Here is a 21,690-nt window from a genome sequence, read left to right as displayed (position 1 = left end):
TTTAACTCGCCGGCAATGCCCCACATTGTCGGCTTTGTTTTTTAGAAAAATATTATGGAAAGTGGAGCCGCGGTTAAGGGCTGTTGGTGTTGTGGTTCTTCTTCATCATGTTTATATATTTGGTTAGTTTTTATTAGAAACCACAATACTGGTTCCCTGGATGTAATATTTGCTTGAGATGGTTCCACAGATCAGATCGAGCTGCTCATATAGCCCTTTTTTGCTTAAATCTCCGGTAAAAGTATAGGCCGAAATCTGCTCATTATCCGATTTTATCTCTATACCATAAGCCTCGGATAAGGTTTTGAAAATTTCTTTAATACTTTCTTCTTTGAAATTATAGCTCAAACTTGTGGGTATGTTGTAAGCCTCTGCCAAAGGAATAGGCTTGCTTACCAATGTTTTATTTAACTTGTGGTCTGCAAAAACGCCCTTTTGATTTGGTGTAAGCAGAATAGGTTTAGCCAGTTTTTCTTTAGCGAAAGTAAATAACGAGCTTTTCTGATTCTCTTCTACCTGAACTTTTCCGGTCCTTACTGCAACTTGGGCGGGAAGTTTATCTGTTGATGATTTTACCCAAAAGCTGGTACCCAAAACACGTACAACCAGTTTTTGATTATATACATAAAACGGCCGCTTAGGGTTTTTGCTTACTGAAAAGAAGGCTGTTCCTTTTAAATAGACCATTCTTTTGTTGGCAGAAAAAACTTTTGGATAAATAATATTGGCCTGCGGTTTAAGTGTTACGGTGCTTTCATCGCTAAGCGCTAGAATAATGGGACGATCAGTATCATTGGTTTTGCTGATTAAGCCTAAATTGCTGTTTTCATCAATGAAAGATTGTTCAGCATGGTTATAGTTGGTTAGGTATAATCCTCCAATAAAAAAGGCAACCAATATAGCTGCTGCGACTGCAAATTTTGGCCAAAGCCTTTTAACCTTTACTATTGGTGTGCGTTCAATATTATTGATGTTTAGCCAGGTATTGGCCTGCATTTCTTCGAGTGCAGTTGACGATAGATCTTTAAAATTCCTGCTGTTTAAATTATGATACCATTTATCTACCCAAAGCTTTTCGGCTTCGGTACAATTTCCGTTTTCGTAACGGCATAGTAAATCGTAAAATGATTTCTGGTCCATAAGAAAGAATATTTGGCTCTATATAATACAAGTAACGCAACCGGTGCAAACCCCTAAAGGTAGGGGATGAAAAAGCTGAAAAAATTTGCAATTGACTGGTAATCAACTATAAAAAGATGTAGAAATTTTTAATATATTCCTTAATTCTTTTAATTGACCGGGTGATATGGTATTCTACAGCTTTTTCGGAGATATTTAAACCAGCAGAAATATCTTTAGTAGATTGATGTTGGTATCGGCTCAGCCTGAAAACTTCCTGTGTTTTTTCTGGAAGCGAGTTGATACCTTCTTCTATGATGGATGACAGGTCGTGAAGATCGACCAGGTTTGTAGTATCCAGATGGTTTTCTGAATAGGTTAGGGTTTGGTACTCCATGTACTTACTCTCCATAACCTGGCTCCTGATGTGGTTAATTACACTTAACTTCAAGGCGCCGAACAAATAAGCCTGGAGATTATTGATCACTGCTTCATGCCGCTTTTCCCAAAGGGAGATAAAGATGTTCTGCACCAGTTCTTCAGCAATTACCTTGTCGCCTGTTTTTTTGTAAGCTGCCAATAAAAGCTCATTACTATAGGTGAAATATATTTTTTCGTAAGCCTGCTTATCGCCCAGTTTTAAGCGATCAAGTAAATCATCAGATTTTTCAGGCTCAGCGTGAGTCATTTGTTATTTGGTTATGCGGGTAAGTGTAGTAAATGTAATAAAATTAATGTTGAAATATAATCAAGTTTGTTTCATTGTTGAAAGCTTCTAAGACCGGGCATATCAGTTAACAGTTTTCGGTTGGCAACGCAACAATTAAACAATTGCGGTTTACAGTTAACTTAGGTTTATACAATTAACCCTATTTATACACTAAGTATAAATATTTTATCGCCTTTTATCTCATTTTTTTACCTTTGCTCAATCTCAAAAAAATTATGCAAGAAAAAATTGTTGTTTTAGGCTCTAACGGGCAAATTGGTACCGAGTTGGTAACCATGTTACGTAAAATATATGGTGATGATCATGTGGTTGCATGCGATATTCGCAGACCAGATTACGACATCAAAAACTCTGCACCGTTTGAATTTGTGAATGTGCTTGATAAAGAAATGATTAATGGCATTTTTCATAAATACAAACCAACACAGGTTTACCTTTTAGCGGCTTTATTATCAGCTACAGGTGAGCAAAATCCAAAATTAGCCTGGGATTTAAATATGAACGGCTTGTTGAATGTTTTAGATTTAGCTTTAGAATACAAAACTGCAAAGGTGTATTGGCCAAGTTCTATTGCTGTATTTGGCCCGAATTCGCCAAAAGATAATACCTCGCAATATTGTGTAATGGATCCGAATACCGTTTATGGAATCAGTAAACTGGCAGGGGAGCGCTGGTGCGAATATTATAACCAAAAATACGGATTGGATGTACGGAGTATCCGTTATCCAGGATTAATCAGCTGGAAAGCCGCTCCAGGTGGTGGTACAACAGATTATGCGATCCACATTTTTCACGATGCATTGAAAAAGGGTAGTTACCAGAGTTTCTTAAATGCAGAAACCGAGTTGCCAATGATGTATATGGATGATGCCATCCGTGGAACCATCGAACTAATGGATGCGCCGGCAGATCAGATTTCTGTGCGTAGCAGTTATAATTTTGGTGGTGTAAGTTTTACTCCAGAGGTTTTGGCTGCAGAAATCAGAAAACATATTCCAGATTTTACATTATCTTACGCCGCTAATGATCCCCGTCAGCAAATTGCAAATAGCTGGCCACGATCTATCGATGATAGCTATGCTGCAAAAGATTGGGGGTGGAAACCAGAGTTCGATTTATCGAAACTGACAATTGATATGTTGAATAATTTAAAAAAATAATATAAAGGTAGAGGGTTGAAAGGTTGAAGGCATAAGGTCTCATATCTCAAAATCATATATCTCAATACTCGAAAAATGGGAAGAGCATTCGAATTTAGAAAAGAGAGAAAATTTAAGCGTTGGGCCAAAATGGCGGTTCAGTTTACGCGTATTGGTAAAGATATTGTAATGGCAGTTAAGGAGTCCGGACCTCATCCAGAAACCAACTCGCGCTTACGTACGGCTATGCAGAATGCGAAAGCGGTAAACATGCCAAAAGATAGAGTAGAGGCTGCTATTAAGCGCGCATCTGATAAATCGATGGCCAATTATGAAGAAATTGTGTACGAAGGTTATGCGCCGCACGGTGTTGCAGTTTTAATTGAAACAGCTACTGATAATACAAACCGTACTGTAGCAAACGTTCGTAGTTATTTTAACAAAACGAATGGTACTTTGGGTAAAACCGGATCGTTAGATTTCGTTTTTAACCGCAAATCTGTTTTCCGTTTTGTGCCGGCTGAAGGTTTAGATCTTGAAGAACTGGAATTCGAATTAATCGATGCGGGGTTAGAAGAATTATACGTAGAAGCCGATGAAGAAGGTAACGATATTGCTGTTGCTCAAGGTGCTTTCGAAAATTTTGGTTCTTTACAAAAAGCTTTAGAGGAAAAGGGCATTGAGTTAAAGAGTTCAAAACTAGAGCGTATTGCTTTATCTCACCATGAGGTAACGGAAGAGCAGGCAGCTGATGTTTTGAAATTGATTGATAAGTTGGAGGAAGATGATGATGTGCAGGCGGTTTACCATAATATGGCAGAATAATATCAATTAGAATATTTTACAATAGCCTGAAGATTTTTCTTCAGGCTTTTTTTGTAATTTTTGTTTTTCTGAAGAGCAAAACTTGTGCGTTTCGGGTACAGCTGTCCCGCCATCATTTCAAGTCCTCGGCCTCGTTCCTCAACCTCCGGGCTTTCCATTTTGTCGGGTCTAGGTTACTTGGGCCAACCCAGGTAAATTAAAACCAGTAGAGGCAGGAAGCTCCGGTTTTTTCAATCGGAGTGAGTAAAATGGATGGCAGTGCTTTTGCAAGCGATAAGATACCGAACCCTGCTTTTCTAATTCTTTTGCCTAAAAATTGATTTTACATTGAAATCTTTTTAAATTTAATCGTCATGCTGAACTTGTTTCAGCATCTATTTAGCGGGGACCCTGAAATAAATTACCTGCGGTGAGCTCGCTTAAGGCTCGGTTTACTGCGTGGCTTTCCGCTTCGCTACAGGTCAGGGTGACGATCGAGAGGAAACCTGCGGTTTTGATCTTATTTTTTATGTGAAAATAGCCAGGTTAACAACTCTGGTTCTGCAAAGGCGCTGTCCCAGCTATTGTGGTTGGCATTTGGGTAAAGGGTAAACTTCACTTCATCGCCAACCGTTTTCAAGCGTTCGGCTATGGCAATTGAAAAAGCCGGATCAACGACATCATCTTTTGCCCCATGAAAAATCCAAAGGGGTATTTTTTGATATTTTTTAATATTGTTGGTATTGTCTCCACCACAAATAGCAATGGCAGCGGCAAATTTGCGGCGTTCTCTTCTTAACAGCTCATAAGTACCCATTGCACCCATTGATAAGCCACCCACATACACCTGCTCTTTATTTACATAAGGTTTATTAAGGAAGTTTTTAACCATGCCTTGTAGCGCATGCATAATTTTAGTTGGTTTGCCGCCCTCCACAAAACTGATTTTCCTTTTGCCTTTGGCATCTTTCTCAAAATTGGCATTCGCCCAAAAATCGTTCGGCGGGCATTGGGGGAAAACCACAATGGCTGGGAAATTTTTACGTATATCGTTCTTTAAGAACAGTTTTCCGCCATGTAATAACTGATTGCCATTGTCAATTCCTCTTTCGCCAACACCGTGAAGAAAAATTATAAGGGGATATTTTTGATCGGGATTAAAATTCTCGGGAAACAGGATTCTGTAGTAAATGGAATCCTTCCCTTTGATATAGCTTCCCTTGTCGTATTTTTTTAAGTCTTGAGCGTTTAAAAAGAGTACAGAAAAAAGAATGCAGATGGTAAAAAAAATCTTTTTCATCCGTTTTATATTATTTTTAAAGGTGATGAAGCTATAATGATTTGTTATTTCAAGGTGTGTTTTGGTAAATCATGATGGTTTCATTTAACAAAAATAGAAAACCCTGGCTACTTTACAATAGCACAGGGTTCATAACCAAACCTAATTGTCTTTATTTCAGTGTAAAAGATGCTTCTTTTACATCGCGTGAGTTTGTGCCAATGAATACTTTAAAATCGCCAGGCTCTGCTACGAATTTTAGATCAGCATTGTAAAACTTAAGGTCGTTCTCCGAAATATTGAAAGAGACGGTTTTGCTTTCTCCGGCTTTTAAATTCACCTTTTGGAAACCTTTTAGCTCTTTAACGGGGCGGGTAATGCTGCCCACAAGATCCTGTATGTACAATTGAACAACTTCTTTACCATCATGTTTACCTGTATTGCTTAGCGTAACCGATGCGGTGATCGATTTTCCTTTAGTTAGGATGTTTGAACTCAATTTAACATCGCTATAGCTGAATGTAGTATAACTTAAGCCAAAACCGAATGGATATAAAGGATCGTTGCTAACATCTAAATAATTGGAGCGGAATTTTTCGAACCATTTACCCTCTGCCAGCGGCCTACCGGTATTCTTGTGTGCATAATACAAAGGCACCTGGCCTACATTTTGAGGGAAAGTTGCACTCAGTTTACCTGAAGGATTAACATCGCCAAAAAGCACATCGGCAATTGCATTTCCTGCTTCACTGCCTGGAAACCAAACATTTAAAATGGAAGGAATGTTTTCCTGCTCCCAGTTTAATGCCAATGGTCTGCCGGTAAATAATACCAGTACCACTGGTTTTCCTGTTTTGGCCAATGCTTTTAACAGGTTTTTCTGCGTTTCAGGAATCTGGATATCGGTTACACTGCTGCTTTCGCCTGTAAATTCAGAACCTTCACCAATGGTAGCTACAATAACGTCCGATTTTTTAGCAACTTCTAAAGCTTCTTTAATCATCTCTGCTTCAGTTCGTGGATCGCGTTTGTAAGTGGGGTTATGGATGTTTACATAACGGTGCTCCATTGCAGAATCTGCTAAAAAATTAGCGCCCCGTGCGGTTAAAATTTTCGCTTTATCACCCAAAACATTCTTTAAACCTTGAAGTACAGTTACCGATTTATCAAAAAGGGCAGCAACACTCCAGGTACCATACATATTGGCAGTATTATCTGCCAAAGGACCGATTAAGCCAACAGTACCTGATTTTTTTAATGGAAGTAAATTATTGTTATTTTTTAGTAATACAAAGCTTTCAGCTGCGATTTCGCGCGCAACCTGGCGGTTAGCTGGACTAAAAACCTCTTTTTCTGCTCTTTCTGCATTACAGAATTTATAAGGATCAGCAAATAAACCCAATTTATATTTTGCCTGAAGCACTAATCGGCAGGCCCTGTCTATTTGTGCCATACCAACTTTTTTCTCTGCCAATGATTTTTTTAAGGTGCCTAAAAAGCCTTCGCCAACCATATCCATATCAATACCTGCATTTAAAGCTAAGGCAGAAACAGTTTGTAAATCGCCCATACCGTGTGCAATCATTTCAGGAATACCAGTATAATCAGTTACCACAAAACCCTTAAAGCCCCATTGGTTGCGTAAAACGTCGGTCATTAACCATTTGTTTCCCGTAGCAGGAATGCCATCAACCTCGTTAAAAGAAGCCATAATACTGGCTGCTCCAGCGTCAACTGCGGCCTTGTATGGTGGGAAATATTCATTGTACATGCGCACTTTGCTCATATCGGTGGTATTATAATCTCTGCCAGCTTCGGCAGCGCCGTAAAGTGCATAGTGTTTTACGCAGGCTAAAATTTCATTATTGGCCTGAAGTTTACCTTGATAACCTTTCACCATGGCTGCAGCAATCTGCGAACCTAAATAAGCATCCTCTCCGCTTCCTTCCGAGATACGGCCCCAACGTGGGTCTCTCGAAATATCAACCATAGGAGAGAAGGTCCAGTTAATTCCACTTGCACTGGCCTCTATTGCAGCAACCCTTGCCGATTTTTGTACGGCATTCATGTCCCAAACGCAGCTCATTCCTAATGGAATTGGGAAAACGGTGTTGTAACCGTGGATCACATCCATCCCAAAAAGCAAGGGAATTTTCATTCGACTGTTTTCTACTGCAATCTTTTGAACTGCCTTTATCTTATCTACTCCTTTAATGTTAAATAAACCACCAACCTGTCCATCTCTGATTTTTTTAGAAATGTCGCTACTATTGGCCTGTCCGGTGGTGATATCGCCAGAACTTGGCAGATTCAACTGACCAATTTTTTCATCAACGGTCATTTTCGCCATGAGGTTGCTGATGAAGGTATTCATCTTTGCATCTTCTGCCGAAACAGGTTTTTTGGTTTGTGCTGATCCGTTCAGTACAAGCAGGGTTAAAAAAACAACCAGGATATTCACTCTCTTCATTATATGTGTGTTTTATTCTTTTATTAGCTGGCGCTCGTTTCCAGCGAGTGCCTAAATGGTTTTACGATTTTATCGTGTTAACATTAATCGCTAAAAGCGATTGGTTATTTTCACATTCGTTACAAACGAGCATGAGCATTTATTTTAATCAACCTTCTTTACTTCGGTTTTTACCGATACACCATTCTCATTTATTGCTTCAATGGTAAAATAATATGCTTTTTGGCTGTCCATTGCTTTGAACCAGTACTCATTAAAATCGTGGATCATAATGCAGTTATACAGCTTATCTGGCGCCGTACCATAGTAGAGGTTATAGGCAAAGGCGTTATCAACAGGTTCCCATTTGATATAGGCACTACGTTTATCTTTTTCTGTTCTCAATACAATCAGGTTTTTAACTGTTGTTGGTTTTTCTCCATTTCCATTGCCGAAAACACGCAAGCCGCTAATGGCAAATTTTCCGGTAGGCATGTGAATATTTATCATTTTGATAAATCTGGTTTTTACCGGTTTTTGGAGTTCGATGTAATCATGTGGAACATCAGTTTTGTTTTGGCTTTTATCAACCAGGATAGTCCATTCTTTTCCGTCGATTGATGAAAGGATTTTATACTGATGGTAAATTCCGGTCTGTTTGCCGATAAATTCGGCGTTCTGATCGGCATAGTTAATCTGTATCGCATTAACGGTTGCAAGGCTCCCTAGATCAGTCTGGATCCATTCTCCATTGTTTGCGGTTTTTGCACTCCAATAAGTTTTAATGCTTTCATCAACGGCATTGTTGGCATTAAAGCTTCCTAATGTAGATGAAACGGTAACTGGTTTTTTATAGTTGATGAGCATCCAGCCCGGGCCAGCAGGGCCACCTTCTTTTCTTTCGGAAGGTAAATAGAGCGGATAGTCTCCAAAGGCAGTATTGGTCCACATAACATCGTCTTTATCAAAACCAGTTGGCCAGATACCCATCCTGCGCTCCCAGGTATTTTTTACGCAGATAATGCTGGTAGAAATGTGCCAGTAATTTTTGCTATTATCCTGAAAAGTTGCACCATGACCTGCACCACGCGAAAATCCACCGCCTTTATAACTTAAAGGATCAGATTGCGGGGTGGATGGACTATCATAGAACAAAGGTTTAGTTCCAACCACTACACCGTCAGAATAACCGCTAAATTCTGTTCCTGGAGCTCCGTATTGAAAATAATATTTGCCATTATGTTTGGTCATCCATGCGCCTTCCGCAAAAGGATCAAGAAATGTATTGTCCATATATTCTCCAAAACGCTGCCAGCCATATCTCCAGCTTTCAAGCAGGTACATTGGTGTGCGGGTGCCTTTAGGTTGAAAAGTTTTACGGTCTAATTCTACGCCGTACATGGGGTAATTGTTGCTGCTTCCATTGTACATGTAAAACTTGCCATCGTCATCGGTAAAAAAGGATGGATCCCAGCCACCGATCTCCAGTGAGTCAACTAATGGAAACCATTTATTCCCTTTTGGGTCGGTACTTCCCCATAACGTAAAATTTTTAGTATAAGTACTCCCGAAAACAACCATAGTATCGCCAACGATACCTACACCTGGTGCACATAATTCATCTTTTGTTTTATTCCAGGGACGGAGAAATTTTCTTTCGTGGAATTTCCAGTTCAGCATATCGGCGCTATGCCAATAACCCCACTGGTTCGTACTGAAAAGATAGAAGTCGCCCTTATAATTTACGATCACCGGATCGGCAGTAGCGCGGTGTTTGCCCCATTCAGTAAAAGATTCGAATGGCGTATAACCATAATCTACATTGATTGGGTTGCAATATGTTTTTTGCTGAGCATAAACAGTATAAGTACTGCATAACAGCAATGAAATTAAAAATATTTTGAATAAATGTTTAGCCATTATTCGTAAGGGTTAATTAAAAATGTTAATTCTGGCACAGCTTGAACAGCCTATCGACATTCCGCTAACGCTTAGTCCGGTAACGTGCGATTGATGTTCCCAGTAAACCCACATATCGTGCGCTCCACCTGTTGAGGTTAATTTTACAGTGTAACTGTCTCCGTTTTCTGGTATTTGTCCGATTACTGTTCCGCTTGGCGAGTTTGGTGGGATAAAGAAAGAATAAACACCACCACTGGTATTGTTTTCTAGTCTAACATATACGCCATCGCTGGTGGAATTTGTTGCGGTTACATTTACGGTTGCAAACTTTGATTTTACGGTTTTATGTTTAGCGCCCGGTACGGTAGTGAAGCCCGAATTTAGGGTCACAAATCCTATCATTGCTGTTAATATTAAAATTATTCTTTTCATGGTTCTGTAGATTTAATTTGAAATATATGATGGCTAAACATTTATATACTATGGCTTAAATTGGAAATCCAGTTTCTTTAATCCATTTTGAACATCTTTATTTCCCATAAAAAGCTTCCAAAGTAAGCCTGATCTGTAATTTTCGATCATCACTACTATTGGGCCTTGGTCAATGCCTAAATATCTTTTCGGATACCAATTGTCCTGTTCTGAAAAAGCATCGTAAAAACCATATTTTCCCCAAACTTTATCGCCCAGATCTTCGTAAAGATGCCTGATTACCCGCATCGATTCTTTTGGGGTATATGGGATTGATGATATAGCGGCAGTAGGGGAGATTACGCCAAAATCTTCCTGAGGATTGTGTGCTGCATAACCTTTTACTGAATAACTGGCCGTTAAGCCCCAGTTATTTTCGCCGTAACCTTTAAATTTCTTGGGGTTGGCTACACAGTAATCGTGTATGGCAAGGGTATGGTTTACATTATTTTCCCAATAATCGGCATAACGGTCTTTCAATCCTTTCGGGTTTAAACCCAGGTAAGAGTAATGCGCCCAAAACAAAGGACCAACCGATTTTTTCTGACCCTGATAATCTAATGTAAAGGGATGACCATAAAAGTTAAAATTAGTTTTAATCTGCCCGTTTCTTGCCCAACCTTCGTGATAAACCTCTGCAGGAACACCATGCGTAGGGGATGAGGCGGCCATAACGTACATAATCAAACACTCATTGTAGCCTTTAACGGGAAAGTTCATTTCCCAATTGTACGCTGGCGACCAATGCCAGTACAATACGTTTTGTCCGTTGCGGAACCAATTAAAATCGATACCCTTCCAAAGTTCATCCGCTTTTTTTGCCAAAGCTTTTTCGGGATCAGTTCCATTTTTATAATACTCGGCGATGCAGACTAAAGCCTGTGCAACGAACGAAGTCTCCACTAAATCGCCTCCATTGTCTTTTTGTCCAAATGGACGTACTTTCCCTGTTTCACCATTTATCCAATGCGACCATGCGCCATGAAAGCGATCTGCTTTGGAAAGGAAATCGAGTATTTTGTCTAAACGGTCTAATCCTTCTTTTTTCGTTACATAACCTCTATCAATACCGCTTAAAATAGCCATCAAGCCGAAGCCAGTTGCGCCAGTTGCCACTGTATTCTTATCATTTTCCGGGTACACGTTATCCACATGAAAGCGTTCTCTGCCAGCACCCGATGTGGGTTCAGCACCGTCCCAGAAATATTGGAAAGTCTGTTTTTGCACAAGATCCAATAATTCAATATCGGTAAGGTTTTTTTTAATCGAGAGATCGGGATTGTATGTCTGTATTTCATGCTGTGCACATGATGATAGTGTAAAAAGGGTAAATGATAATAAGAGGAAGTTTCGGAATATAAATTTCATTGCTGATGTATAATGTTAAAGATTGGGACTGCTAAAACCAAGATTTTTCATGCCTGTTTTAACTTCAGGGGCCGACATAAATAAGTTCCAGATTAATTTGGTTCTATAATTTTCGATCATCACTACTATTGGTCCCTGATCTATCGCCAGGGTAGAAGAAGCAAACCATTGATCTTTTAGGGAGAAAGCATCGTAAAAACCATAATCACCCCAGGTTTTGTTGCCTAGCTTGTAATAAAAATATTTTAGCGCCTGCATCGATTCTGTTGGTGTATACGGAAAAGATGATAAGGCTGCAGTAGGAGCAATTACACCAACATCATTGTTCGGTGCACTCGCAGTATATCCGTTAGGGATATCACTTGCCGTTAAACCCCAGCAATTTTCGCCATAACCATAGTTCCCGAGTGGATTGGCTTTGCAATAATTATAATTAATCTGCGTGTGCGCTTTAGTTTGTGTTTCGTAATTTGCGTAAGCATCACTTAAACCTGTTGGATTGATGCCCAAGAAAGAATAGTGCGAAAAAAATAATGGGCCACCATTGGCTGAGCCTAAAGGAAGTTGAACACCATAATAGGTATTCCCATTTTTCATTGCTCCGTTTTGTGCCCAACCAGTATCATAAACAGTTTTAGGGATCGAATAAGTAGGAGAGGCTGCAGCCATCACATAAGTGATTAAGCACTCGTTCCAGCCTTTAATGGGCAGGTTCATGTCCCAATTATAATTAGGGCTCCAGTGCCAGTAAAGTGTATTACTGTTATCTTTTCTGTACCAGTTCCATTCTACGCCGTTATAAATGGTATTTATATCAGCCCGTAATGCAGTTTCTGCTGCATCAGTTCCATTAAAATATTGACGGGCGGTGATTAGCCCTGCCATTAAAAACGAAGTCTCAACAAGGTCGCCACCATTATCTTTGGTACTGAACGGAATTACTTTTCCGGTATTGCCATCCAACCAATGTGGATAGGCGCCATGAAAGCGATCGGCAGTTTTTAAAAAGGATACCATCTTTTGGATCCTCATCAATCCATCGGCCCTGCTGATGAAATTCCTGCTGATACCGGTAACCAAGGCCATAATCCCAAAACCCGATCCACCGGAAGTTACGGTATTACCAGATGTATTTCTTTCTCTCGCGAGGCCGCTGGTTGGGTGTGCAAAATCCCAGAAATATTTAAAGGTCTGCTTTTGAACTAAAGTTAAAAGGTCATCGTCGCTGATGCGGGCAAATTTATCTGCATCATCTACAGCAGTGATCAGGTTTACAGCAACTGCCGATTGAAGTTTGCCGCCGGTTTTTGATGATAAATTGTTATTAATGTTTAAAATATATTTAGTAATGGGCTGTAATGCCGTAGTGGTAATTACAACCGTATTATCGTTGTTCTCTAATTTGGAAGTGAATGCTACTGAATTTCCAGAGGCATCAGTAAGGGTAACATTACCACTTATAGAAGTGGAATTGATCGGTGATGAGAATGTTATTTTGATAACAGGGGTATTGTTTAAACCATAATAGGTAAAGCCATTGTAAGCGTCGTTTACCTTTAAGTCGCTAAAAGCGAAAGATGTTGGTGTAACAGGTGGATAAACCGGCGCGGGTGTGTCGCTTTTTTTGCAGGCTGTTACAAAAAGAACAAGAATTAAAAAATATGGGAAGATTTTTGTCATTATACATGGTTAAAAAGGGTTGCCATCACTGACAACCCTTTATTATTAATTGCCTTTCTCAAGCGTTGGAAAAGGATTATTTTCCTCTACCTTCTAAAATAGAAAGTGCGCTTACTTCTGCATCAGTTAAGGCTTTATCAAAAAGTCTAACTTCATCAATCTGTCCGGTTAAAAAGCTGGCCCAATCCTGTTTGGTTGTTCCAGTAGTCTGACTTGGGGTAGTTTGGAATTGAACGGTACCAAAAACAAATTTTCCTGTATTGGTAAACGCAAGAGGGCCCGTAGCGGTAGAAGCGATCGCTGCTACTCTAGAACCATTGATATAAACTTTAACAGTAGAAGTTGTTTGATCGTAAGAAACTGTTAAATTTACCCATTTACCAAATAGATTTTGAACACCATTTACCTGATATTCTTTATCTGACCCACCTTGATTCAGGTGTATTCTTAATTTACCATCAGTTGCTGTACTTCCATTTTCGATAAAGATTTCAATATTACCCCAAAATTGGGTGGTATTGGCTAAGGTAAATAATCCGATAATGCCGGTGCTTGGCGCTGGGCTATTAAACCATTCACTTACGGTAAAACTTTTTAAAGCGGTTACTTTGTTTGATGGTGTAGCCAAAACATAACTGTTTAAGGCACCTTGTAACGATTGTTTTTTTATACCTGTTCCAAATGTTGTACCTGTATTTACACCTGCAGTATTAGAAGCACTGTCAATCAAGCTGCCATCAAATGCAAAATAGGAAACAAGATTACTTGGTGCAATTTGTTTTGCGCTGGTATAGCCACCGATATTTAATGCTGGTGCATAGCTCGATGGATCAAATTTTTTCTGGCAAGAGGATAACCCTGAAGTTATAGCTGCCATCAATAAAAAATATTTTGTTTTCATTTCTTTTCTATAAAAGTTAGCAATTAATAACCAGGATTTTGTGTGATTGTTCCTGCACTTTTTTCAATCTCCTGCGAAGGGATTGGCCAAACTTCGTTTTTACCAGCTTTCCATCCTTTAGGGCCAAAAACGGTTGCAGCACGTCCTTGACGGATCACATCAAAATAACGGTCGGATTCCATAGCCAATTCAACAAACCTTTCTTTCCAGATGGCTTGACGTAACGCATCCTTATCTGATGTGGTTACATCCGGCACAACGCCTGCAGCACCACCTCTGGCACGAGCTCTTACCCTGTTTAAAGAGGTTTTAGCAAGTGTAGGGTTCCCCTGTTCGTTTGCAGCCTCAGCATTCATTAATAAGACCTCTGCAAAACGCATTACCCTTACGTTTTGATCAGCTCCCTGATTAAAACCGGTAATTATTTTATTAAATGGTACATAAGCTTTTTGATTATACATGGGATTATCAGCAGTATTAGAAATAGCATCACCTTCTGGAGTAGTTTCACCTCTGTAAAGGATAGTTGCATCACGACGTACATCACCAGCTTCGTAAGCCGATTCTAATGCTGCAGTTGGTACATTAAAGCCCCAACCTGTATCAGGAGTATTTCCTCTGGCACCCTGTACCTGGCTATATTGTGAGTTAGATGCGTCTTTGTTGTTCAACAAAAGTTCGCATTGGATTTCGAAAACAGATTCAATATTGTTCTCGTGATTTAAACGAAAACCTTGCTCGAAATTAGGGTATAAATCATATCCTAAAGTCATAACGGTATTGGTAAGTGACAATACTTGATCCCATTTTTTAAGATACATTGCCACTTTAGCATGAAGTGCTAAAGCTGCACCTTTAGTTGCCCTGCCTAAATCGGCAGCAGGATAGGATTGAGGTAATGCTGCTGCAGCTTCATCTAAATCTTTTTCAATCGCTGCATATACCTGTGCTTTAGGCGTTCTTGGAATGTTAAATTCAGATGGATCTTTAGGTACATTTAAGCGTAAAGGAATATCTCCAAATGCACGTACCAATCTGAAATAAGAATAGGCACGAACAAATTTTGCTTCTGCCAGGTAACGTGCCTTAAGGCTGGCATCCATACTTATCCCCGGAACGTTATCCAATACCTGGTTGCACAAATTAATATTCTGATACTGGCCTTCCCAAAAACCATTTAATTGAATGGTAGTAGAAGAAGCTGTAAACTGATCATATTCATTCATATAACTCGAATCGTTCGGGCTACTGCCTTTTTCGGCTTCATCGCTCCCTATACTTTCGATTGCAAGGGCTGGAAAAGCAGTGTTTGCCCAATTTCTTAAGTTACCATAAATAGAATTTACTGCAGCAGTTGCATCATCAGCGGTTTTCCAGAAGGTTACTGCTGGTTGTTTTGCTTGTGGATCTACATCTAAAAAACTTTTTTTACATGCAGACATTACTAAAAGAGAGGAGCAAATGGTCAGCATCCCGATCTTTTGTATATAAGTATTTTTGTAATTCATTTTCATTGTGATTAAAAAGTAACTTGAACACCAAATCTGTATGTGGCCTGAAGTGGATAAACGTTTGCATCTATACCTGCATTGGTAGGAGTGCCGCCTACTTCAGGAGTAAAACCTTTGTAACCAAATAGCGTTACAGGATTCTGCGCATCAAGGAAAAAGCGGAGTCTTTGCATTTTCCATTTGTTCACTAATAAAGACGGGAGCGCATAACCCAACTGTACATTTCTCAAGCGGATATAAGAGCCATCCTCAACATAAAATGAATTCGGCGCAGAGTTGGCAGTTGTTCCTAAATTTACAGAAGGATAGGTAGTTGAAGTACCTTCACCGTGCCATCTGTTATCATAAAAATCTTTAGTGAAGTTTTCGTTACCAAAACGAGATGCAATATTGGCATTATAGACATCAACGCCAGCTAAACCTTGAATGTCAACAGTAAGATCGAAGTTTTTATAAGCTAAATTTGCGCTTAAACCATATGAATAAGTTGGATTTGGATTACCTAAAACAATGCGGTCATTACCATTAATAATACCGTTACCATCTGTATCAACATATTTAAAGTCGCCTGGCTTAGCGCCTTTTTGTGCAGAAGCGGCGATTTCGGTAGTATTTTGGAAGATACCAGCAACCTCATAACCATAAAACTCTCCTATTGCTCCGCCTTGAATGGTACGTGTAGCCAGACCACCGTTTGAAAGACCTGCACCACCTGCATAAATTGGGTTGTTACCTGTTACAACTGATAAAACTTTGTTTTTGTTATAGCCAAGATTACCACTTATTGAGTAAGCAAGACCAGATTCATTTGTATCTCTCCACGTTGCTGAAAATTCAAAACCACGGTTTTGAAAATCTGCCTGGTTACCTATTTGGTTACCCGAACTGGTACCTATTGAAGTTAAAACAGGGATTTCGAAAATTGCCTGCTCAGTTCTCTTATTGTAAAAACCAGCTTCAATGTTTAACCTGTTTTTTAAGAATGCAGCTTCAAAGCCAATATCTGTTCCGGTAGTACGCTCCCAATTTAAGAACGAAGGAACCAATGTACTCACGTTTTTACCAGTATATGCTACACCATTAAAAATAGCTACATATCCGCCATTTTGTGTAACTGTTAGGGTTGTTGGATTTATCGGCACACCTGCATTACCCACCTTACCCCATGAAGCTTTTAACTTTAAATTGTTAAATACCGTTTGGTCCTTCATAAAATCTTCTTGAGAAATTACCCATCCAGCACCTACTGACGGGAAATAACCCCAAAGATCGCCTCCACCAAAAAACTGTGAGGCAGCATCAGCACGAAGCGTTGCATTTAACAGGTAGCGGTCTTTAAAAGAGTAATTAACCCTGCCAAAATACGAAGCATAAGTTGTTAGTGCACCACCATCTGTAACTGAGCGCTTGTCTGCACTACCTAAGGTTAAATACAAATCGCCATCACTCGAGTACGGCACATCAAATGCCGTTGCATTTAAGAAGTAAGATTTTCTTCTTTGTGCAGTTTGACCAGCCAAAACAGTTAAATTGTGTGCTCCAAATGTATTTTTATAAGTTAATGTATTTTCAATGATCCAGTTTCTGGTTTCCTCACGCCTAACATCCAATTGGCTTTGCGTACTTTGTTGGCCTTGGGTAGCTTTATAAACAGGAATATATGCCCTTACTTCATTTTGGCCAAAATCTCCGCCTAAGCTAGTTTTAAAAGTGAAATTTTTTGCAATGGTTAATTCTGCATATACATTTCCATTAAGTCTATAATTTAAAGATTTTTGGTTAAAGAAATCGATTGTTGCCTGTGGATTAAAATTATTCCCACCACCTAAACTAAAATCGTTGGCATCGCCGTAAGTCCCATCTGCGTAATAAACTGGAACAACTGGCCCCGCTGCATATAATTGACGGAATATGGTTGACGGAATATCGTTTGATTTAATAGCTGTACCGGAAACAGTATAGCCTATTTTTAAAGGGGCCAATATTTGGAAATCGTTAGATAATTTCGCTGTATAACGCTGATAGTTTTGTTTTTTTACAATTCCATCTTCATTGGTATAACCCAAAGAGAAGTTATATGTCGATTTATCACCTCCACCATTTACAGATAATTGATGATTGGTTTGTAGTGCATTTCTAAATACCTGATTATACCAATTGGTACCTACACCATAGCTTTCCGGATTAGCAAATAGTTTTGCAGCGCCGCTTGATGCTGATAATTCATTTATTAATGTAGCATATTCGGTTGCATTGGCCATTTCTATTTGATTGGTTACAACTTTATATCCTACAGATCCATTATAAGTAATAGCAGCTTGGCCCTTGGTACCTCTTTTAGTAGTAATCAGTACCACTCCGTTTGCTGCACGAATACCATAAATAGATTGTGATGATGCATCTTTCAGAATGCTTAAATTTTCAATGTCAGCAGGATTTAAGAAACTGATATCATCATACCATACACCATCAACTACGTATAGAACGCCAGTATTACCATAAATTGTTCCGGTACCACGAATAGTTATCTGTGGTGATGAACCCGGTGCACCATTATTGGTGATGGTTACACCTGCAACCTTGCCCTGTAAAGCACTAATTGCATTTACCGATGCCTGTTTTGAAATATCTTCTCCTTTCACAGTTCCAACTGATCCGGTAACATCAATTTTTCTTTGCGTACCATAACCCACAACTACAACCTGCTCTAATTGTTGTGTTGAAGAAGCTAATGATACATTAAGAGTAGTTTGATTGTTTACAGCTTGCTCTAATGCTGTGTAGCCTATAAAGTTAAATACCAATGTGGCGTTAGCCGGCGCACTTATTGAGTAGTTGCCGTTCTCATCTGTTTGCGTGCCATTTTGTGTTCCTTTAATTAATATAGTTACGCCAGGCAGAGGTGTTTTGTCACCCCCATCAACTACTTTACCTTTTACGGTAATGTTTTGCGCTAATGCTACGTTAATTGTTAGCAAACAAAATGCAGCGAGAACAGAAATTCTTGTAAAGATTCTTTTCATGCTTTATTATAAATTTAGTTTAATTGTTAGTTAAATGTGAGGTTGTTTTTGCTGATGTGCAAGCGTTTTTACCTCTACATTAATACATCATCTTGCTTTGTGGCGTATCTCACCGCAATAAACCAAATGCGATTTTAGCCCAAAAACGCAGTTTTTTAGATTTTAACATAATATTAACATATACACAAGTGTAGAAAATACACTAAGTATTTTGTGGGGTGCATAATGCGGCTATGAGAGGTAATGATGTAGTACCTATTTTGAGTTGGAGAGAAAAAGAACCCTAAAACCTGGTTTTTATGCAATCGTTCCCGACCCTATTTGTCTCAGGTTTTTTCTTGCGGTGAGTTGAAATATTTTGAAGGGGGAAGGTTTAATTTTAAAGTTCCATCAAGAACTCGGTAAGGTTTTTATCATGAGGCACTTCGAGCTTTTTACGCAAGCGATACCTGCGTATTTCAACTCCTCTTAAACTGATGTTCAGTAGTGATGACATCTCCTTGCTACTCATATTCATCCTGAGGTAGGCGCAGAGTTTCAAATCATTCGGAACAAGATCGGGATGCTGCGCTTTTAATTTTTTAAAGAAACTTTCGTGTGCCTCATTAAAACTATTCTCAAATAAATGCCAATCACGCTCATCATTCATTCCATCATTAATTACTTTCTGGATTTTGCGGGTTTGATCATCAGAGAGTTTTTTCCCGTTCTCATCCTTTAGTTTAGTGATTTCATCGCTCAGCTTCTGGAGCAGCTCATTTTTATAAACTAAGGTCATAGCCGAATTGGCCAGCTCTCGGTTTTTCGAGGCGAGTTCTGCCTGTAACTTTTCTGTTTGCAGCTTAATGATCTGCTTTTCGTTGATCTCTGTTTCCTGCCTCAGAATCTCTTCCTGCTCGGCTTGTAAGCGGTCGCTAATTTTTTGGCTATCCCGCTGTAGTTTTCTTTCGTAGATTTTTTTGCCCAGAATCAACACCACCACAAATAGAACAACATAAAACAAAATGGCCCAATTATTTAGATACCATGGACGTAAAATGGTAAACGAATAAACGGTTTCTCCGCTTACTGAAGTATCATCGATTTTTGCCCTAACTTTAAAAATATAATTGCCGGCACTTAAATTGGTGAAATCTTTTTCTGTGGCGTAACTCCAATCAGACCAAGCCCTGGAATATCCCTCTAAATAAAATTGATATTTAACCTTAGCTTGGCGATAATAGGGGAGTGCATAAGAAATGCGGATATTGTTGCGGCTATTTTCAATCTCTGTTGCTTCCTCATCGTTTCCAGCTTCGCTGATCAGCGAAAATTTATCGGTAATATCTTCTACACGCCTGATCAGTACGGCAGGCAATTTTTGTTTCTGCAAATTTAGTTGAGCCGTAGGATTGTAGATTACAAAGCCGTCATCAACACTGATCAGGTAAATGGAATTACTGATCCGGCTGATATTCTCGTAATATTGAACCATCCTGCCATCCAGAATGCTGAATTGATTCGAATCTATTTCTACTTTACCAGGTTCGCTAAAGTTAACTAGTGCTGTTTTGCCGTGATTAATAAACCAATATTTTTTGTCACCTGCGCTAATAATTTTATTGGAGGATTCGAAAGAACCGAGTTCTTTATTAAGTGCTTCATACTTGGTAAATTTATTGCTCAATTCATCGTAGGTATAAAAACCTGCATCAGAAGAGAAAACAATCTTGTTTTCTAAGTTAAATATATTGATGTTGTAATTGCCGGGCAGACCGTTCCTTTCGTCAAAATATTTAGTGCTGGTTACGCTCGTGTAATTAGGACTTAAGCTTAATTTATATAGCCCCTTATAAGCATGCGCTACCCAAATATCTCCCTTATTATCCTGTTCTACATATCTTGATGGGGCATCGAATCCGGCAATTTTACTAATAAATTTTAATCCCCAAGCTGGAGATTCTGTAAATAGCGAAAGTCCGGTATAAGTGCCCTGAACAAGGTAATTCGGGTTCGAATCCAGCTTTTTTATCGTCCAACCACCGGAAGATCTCGATAGCCAATCGATTTTATCGCCGTTTACTTTAAATGTGCCACTATTATGTCCGCAGATCAACTCATTATCAATAATAGTGAGTTCCCATACCTGCCCTTGCGAGTTGGGGATTAACCGAAAATTAAAGGGTACCAGGTTATCTGGCGACCACTCGCTATAAAATAAACCCTGATTGGTACCAAGATAAATTTTATTATTAAAGATAATGCTGGAGTAAACAGTACCGAACTGACCTGTTTTATCAAAATAAAAATATAAGGGCGAATTAAGTTCTATGCGGTCGATCCCGTTATCAAGACCTGTCCAAAGATTTTGTTCATTATCGGCATATAAACTTAAAACTGTATTGTTCTGTAAACCGCTCGATTTATTGATCCGCTGCACAACTCTTCCATTTTCATCAATAATGATCAAGCCATTAAGGATAGTGCCGTAAGCAAAATATTTACCCAATAAACTCACTCCATTGTTAAGTTGGTAGGTTTTGAGATAGCTATTCGCTGGCGTGTTCAGGGGAGCAAAATCTTTTCCGTCATAGGTAAATAATCCGTTCTTGCTGGTGCCGATAATGAGGCCGTTGGTTTTATAAGGAAGGATAGAAAGAATTCCTTCTTTGCCAAGTTTTTCACTGTTTGGAATATGAATCAACTTGTTGCCAATGAGCTCGAACAAACCTTTTTCCAGTACTTCAATTAAGTACCTTTTGTTTACCTTGTGAAGAAACAGAAAGGAAGATGGCGATTTTACAACCTCGATTTTATTATTTTTATAGATAAATATTTTCGAAAAGGATTGAAAGATTACCCTATCCTGGTCTACATAGATTTTCCAAACTTCATCATTGATTTTTATTCCTTTTGGTAAAAGATTGGTAAGCGAGCTATAGGTTAACTTGTTGCTTTTAATCGACCAAAAGCCAAATTCACCAAAGCTACCGGTATAAACCCTGCCTTTATCATCTGTCGCGACCGATCTAACAATTTGCCTGTTGGGCATCTGATATTTCTGCCAATAGCGGCCATCGAAAGTTAAAAGTCCTTCAGCATTGCCAAAGTACATCACACCATTTTTATCCTTGGCTATACTCCAGTTCTGGTTTCCTGACGAATAAACAGATTTTGGATAATTTTCTATATATGGAACGCCTATACTTTTAATTTCTGATGCATAGGTGTTTATTACGAAACAGGATAATAATAATAGGAGCCGGAAATAGTTTAGCATAAAATGGTTAATAGGTAAAGCCATTAATACACAAAGTAAATGAAAAATTGTTTAA

The 21,690-nt window shown here is 39.0% G+C and carries 14 protein-coding genes; 2 read left to right on the top strand and 12 right to left on the bottom strand.

What is annotated here, in order from left to right; genetic code table 11:
- Nucleotides 1–123 precede the first annotated feature (123 nt).
- Both ACN9MR_RS17540 and ACN9MR_RS17535 read right to left on the bottom strand, forming a co-directional pair.
- Complete coding sequence (locus ACN9MR_RS17540; RefSeq protein WP_426325549.1) at nucleotides 124–1,140, bottom strand: FecR family protein; 1,017 nt, start codon at nucleotides 1,138–1,140, stop codon at nucleotides 124–126.
- 106 nt (nucleotides 1,141–1,246) lie between these two features.
- Complete coding sequence (locus ACN9MR_RS17535) at nucleotides 1,247–1,807, bottom strand: sigma-70 family RNA polymerase sigma factor (RefSeq protein ID WP_426325547.1); 561 nt, start codon at nucleotides 1,805–1,807, stop codon at nucleotides 1,247–1,249.
- 257 nt (nucleotides 1,808–2,064) lie between these two features.
- Between ACN9MR_RS17535 and ACN9MR_RS17530 the strand changes: the two genes are divergently transcribed.
- Both ACN9MR_RS17530 and ACN9MR_RS17525 read left to right on the top strand, forming a co-directional pair.
- Nucleotides 2,065–3,009: an NAD-dependent epimerase/dehydratase family protein gene (locus tag ACN9MR_RS17530; protein ID WP_426325545.1), complete on the top strand. Its 945-nt coding sequence runs from the start codon at nucleotides 2,065–2,067 to the stop codon at nucleotides 3,007–3,009.
- A 75-nt stretch (nucleotides 3,010–3,084) separates the two neighbouring features.
- Nucleotides 3,085–3,813, top strand: a complete 729-nt coding sequence (locus tag ACN9MR_RS17525; protein ID WP_426325543.1) for a YebC/PmpR family DNA-binding transcriptional regulator — start codon at nucleotides 3,085–3,087, stop codon at nucleotides 3,811–3,813.
- A gap of 499 nt (nucleotides 3,814–4,312) precedes the next feature.
- On the opposite strand, the gene ACN9MR_RS17520 is transcribed toward ACN9MR_RS17525, so the two are convergent.
- From ACN9MR_RS17520 to ACN9MR_RS17475, 10 genes are all read right to left on the bottom strand, one after another.
- Nucleotides 4,313–5,092: a prolyl oligopeptidase family serine peptidase gene (locus tag ACN9MR_RS17520; RefSeq protein ID WP_426325541.1), complete on the bottom strand. Its 780-nt coding sequence runs from the start codon at nucleotides 5,090–5,092 to the stop codon at nucleotides 4,313–4,315.
- 151 nt (nucleotides 5,093–5,243) lie between these two features.
- A complete protein-coding gene (gene bglX / locus ACN9MR_RS17515) occupies nucleotides 5,244–7,541 on the bottom strand; it encodes a beta-glucosidase BglX (RefSeq protein WP_426325539.1) in 2,298 nt (765 codons plus the stop codon).
- A gap of 144 nt (nucleotides 7,542–7,685) precedes the next feature.
- A complete protein-coding gene (locus ACN9MR_RS17510) occupies nucleotides 7,686–9,440 on the bottom strand; it encodes a family 43 glycosylhydrolase (protein ID WP_426325537.1) in 1,755 nt (584 codons plus the stop codon).
- 12 nt (nucleotides 9,441–9,452) lie between these two features.
- Nucleotides 9,453–9,854, bottom strand: coding sequence for a hypothetical protein (locus tag ACN9MR_RS17505; protein WP_426325535.1), 402 nt, complete (start codon nucleotides 9,852–9,854; stop codon nucleotides 9,453–9,455).
- A 48-nt stretch (nucleotides 9,855–9,902) separates the two neighbouring features.
- Nucleotides 9,903–11,261 (bottom strand): glucoamylase family protein, encoded by a 1,359-nt coding sequence (locus ACN9MR_RS17500; RefSeq protein ID WP_426325533.1) that lies wholly within the window; start codon nucleotides 11,259–11,261, stop codon nucleotides 9,903–9,905.
- Nucleotides 11,262–11,276: 15 nt separating this feature from the next.
- Nucleotides 11,277–12,941: a glucoamylase family protein gene (locus ACN9MR_RS17495; RefSeq protein WP_426325531.1), complete on the bottom strand. Its 1,665-nt coding sequence runs from the start codon at nucleotides 12,939–12,941 to the stop codon at nucleotides 11,277–11,279.
- A 76-nt stretch (nucleotides 12,942–13,017) separates the two neighbouring features.
- Nucleotides 13,018–13,842 carry a LamG domain-containing protein gene (locus ACN9MR_RS17490; RefSeq protein WP_426325529.1) on the bottom strand — a complete coding sequence of 275 codons (825 nt, stop codon included), beginning with the start codon at nucleotides 13,840–13,842 and terminating at the stop codon, nucleotides 13,018–13,020.
- Between the two features lie 23 nt (nucleotides 13,843–13,865).
- Nucleotides 13,866–15,350 (bottom strand): RagB/SusD family nutrient uptake outer membrane protein, encoded by a 1,485-nt coding sequence (locus tag ACN9MR_RS17485; RefSeq protein WP_426325527.1) that lies wholly within the window; start codon nucleotides 15,348–15,350, stop codon nucleotides 13,866–13,868.
- Between the two features lie 11 nt (nucleotides 15,351–15,361).
- Nucleotides 15,362–18,376, bottom strand: coding sequence for a SusC/RagA family TonB-linked outer membrane protein (locus ACN9MR_RS17480; RefSeq protein WP_426325525.1), 3,015 nt, complete (start codon nucleotides 18,374–18,376; stop codon nucleotides 15,362–15,364).
- 379 nt (nucleotides 18,377–18,755) lie between these two features.
- Nucleotides 18,756–21,635, bottom strand: a complete 2,880-nt coding sequence (locus ACN9MR_RS17475; protein WP_426325523.1) for a triple tyrosine motif-containing protein — start codon at nucleotides 21,633–21,635, stop codon at nucleotides 18,756–18,758.
- Nucleotides 21,636–21,690 lie beyond the last annotated feature (55 nt).

Origin of the sequence: Pedobacter sp. R-06, assembly GCF_049913135.1 — a bacterium.
Taxonomy (GTDB): domain Bacteria; phylum Bacteroidota; class Bacteroidia; order Sphingobacteriales; family Sphingobacteriaceae; genus Pedobacter.
This window is presented reverse-complemented; position numbering and strand designations above follow the sequence as displayed.

Bases quoted from the DNA above. Each gene is read 5' to 3' on its own strand.
- ACN9MR_RS17485 (WP_426325527.1), bottom strand. From the start codon at position 15,350: ATGAATTACAAAAATACTTATATACAAAAGATCGGGATGCTGACCATT.
- ACN9MR_RS17540 (WP_426325549.1), bottom strand. From the start codon at position 1,140: ATGGACCAGAAATCATTTTACGATTTACTATGCCGTTACGAAAACGGA.
- ACN9MR_RS17525 (WP_426325543.1), top strand. From the start codon at position 3,085: ATGGGAAGAGCATTCGAATTTAGAAAAGAGAGAAAATTTAAGCGTTGG.
- ACN9MR_RS17500 (WP_426325533.1), bottom strand. From the start codon at position 11,261: ATGAAATTTATATTCCGAAACTTCCTCTTATTATCATTTACCCTTTTT.
- ACN9MR_RS17520 (WP_426325541.1), bottom strand. From the start codon at position 5,092: ATGAAAAAGATTTTTTTTACCATCTGCATTCTTTTTTCTGTACTCTTT.
- ACN9MR_RS17475 (WP_426325523.1), bottom strand. From the start codon at position 21,635: ATGCTAAACTATTTCCGGCTCCTATTATTATTATCCTGTTTCGTAATA.
- ACN9MR_RS17510 (WP_426325537.1), bottom strand. From the start codon at position 9,440: ATGGCTAAACATTTATTCAAAATATTTTTAATTTCATTGCTGTTATGC.
- ACN9MR_RS17480 (WP_426325525.1), bottom strand. From the start codon at position 18,376: ATGAAAAGAATCTTTACAAGAATTTCTGTTCTCGCTGCATTTTGTTTG.
- ACN9MR_RS17535 (WP_426325547.1), bottom strand. From the start codon at position 1,807: ATGACTCACGCTGAGCCTGAAAAATCTGATGATTTACTTGATCGCTTA.
- ACN9MR_RS17490 (WP_426325529.1), bottom strand. From the start codon at position 13,842: ATGAAAACAAAATATTTTTTATTGATGGCAGCTATAACTTCAGGGTTA.
- ACN9MR_RS17530 (WP_426325545.1), top strand. From the start codon at position 2,065: ATGCAAGAAAAAATTGTTGTTTTAGGCTCTAACGGGCAAATTGGTACC.
- ACN9MR_RS17495 (WP_426325531.1), bottom strand. From the start codon at position 12,941: ATGACAAAAATCTTCCCATATTTTTTAATTCTTGTTCTTTTTGTAACA.
- ACN9MR_RS17505 (WP_426325535.1), bottom strand. From the start codon at position 9,854: ATGAAAAGAATAATTTTAATATTAACAGCAATGATAGGATTTGTGACC.
- bglX (WP_426325539.1), bottom strand. From the start codon at position 7,541: ATGAAGAGAGTGAATATCCTGGTTGTTTTTTTAACCCTGCTTGTACTG.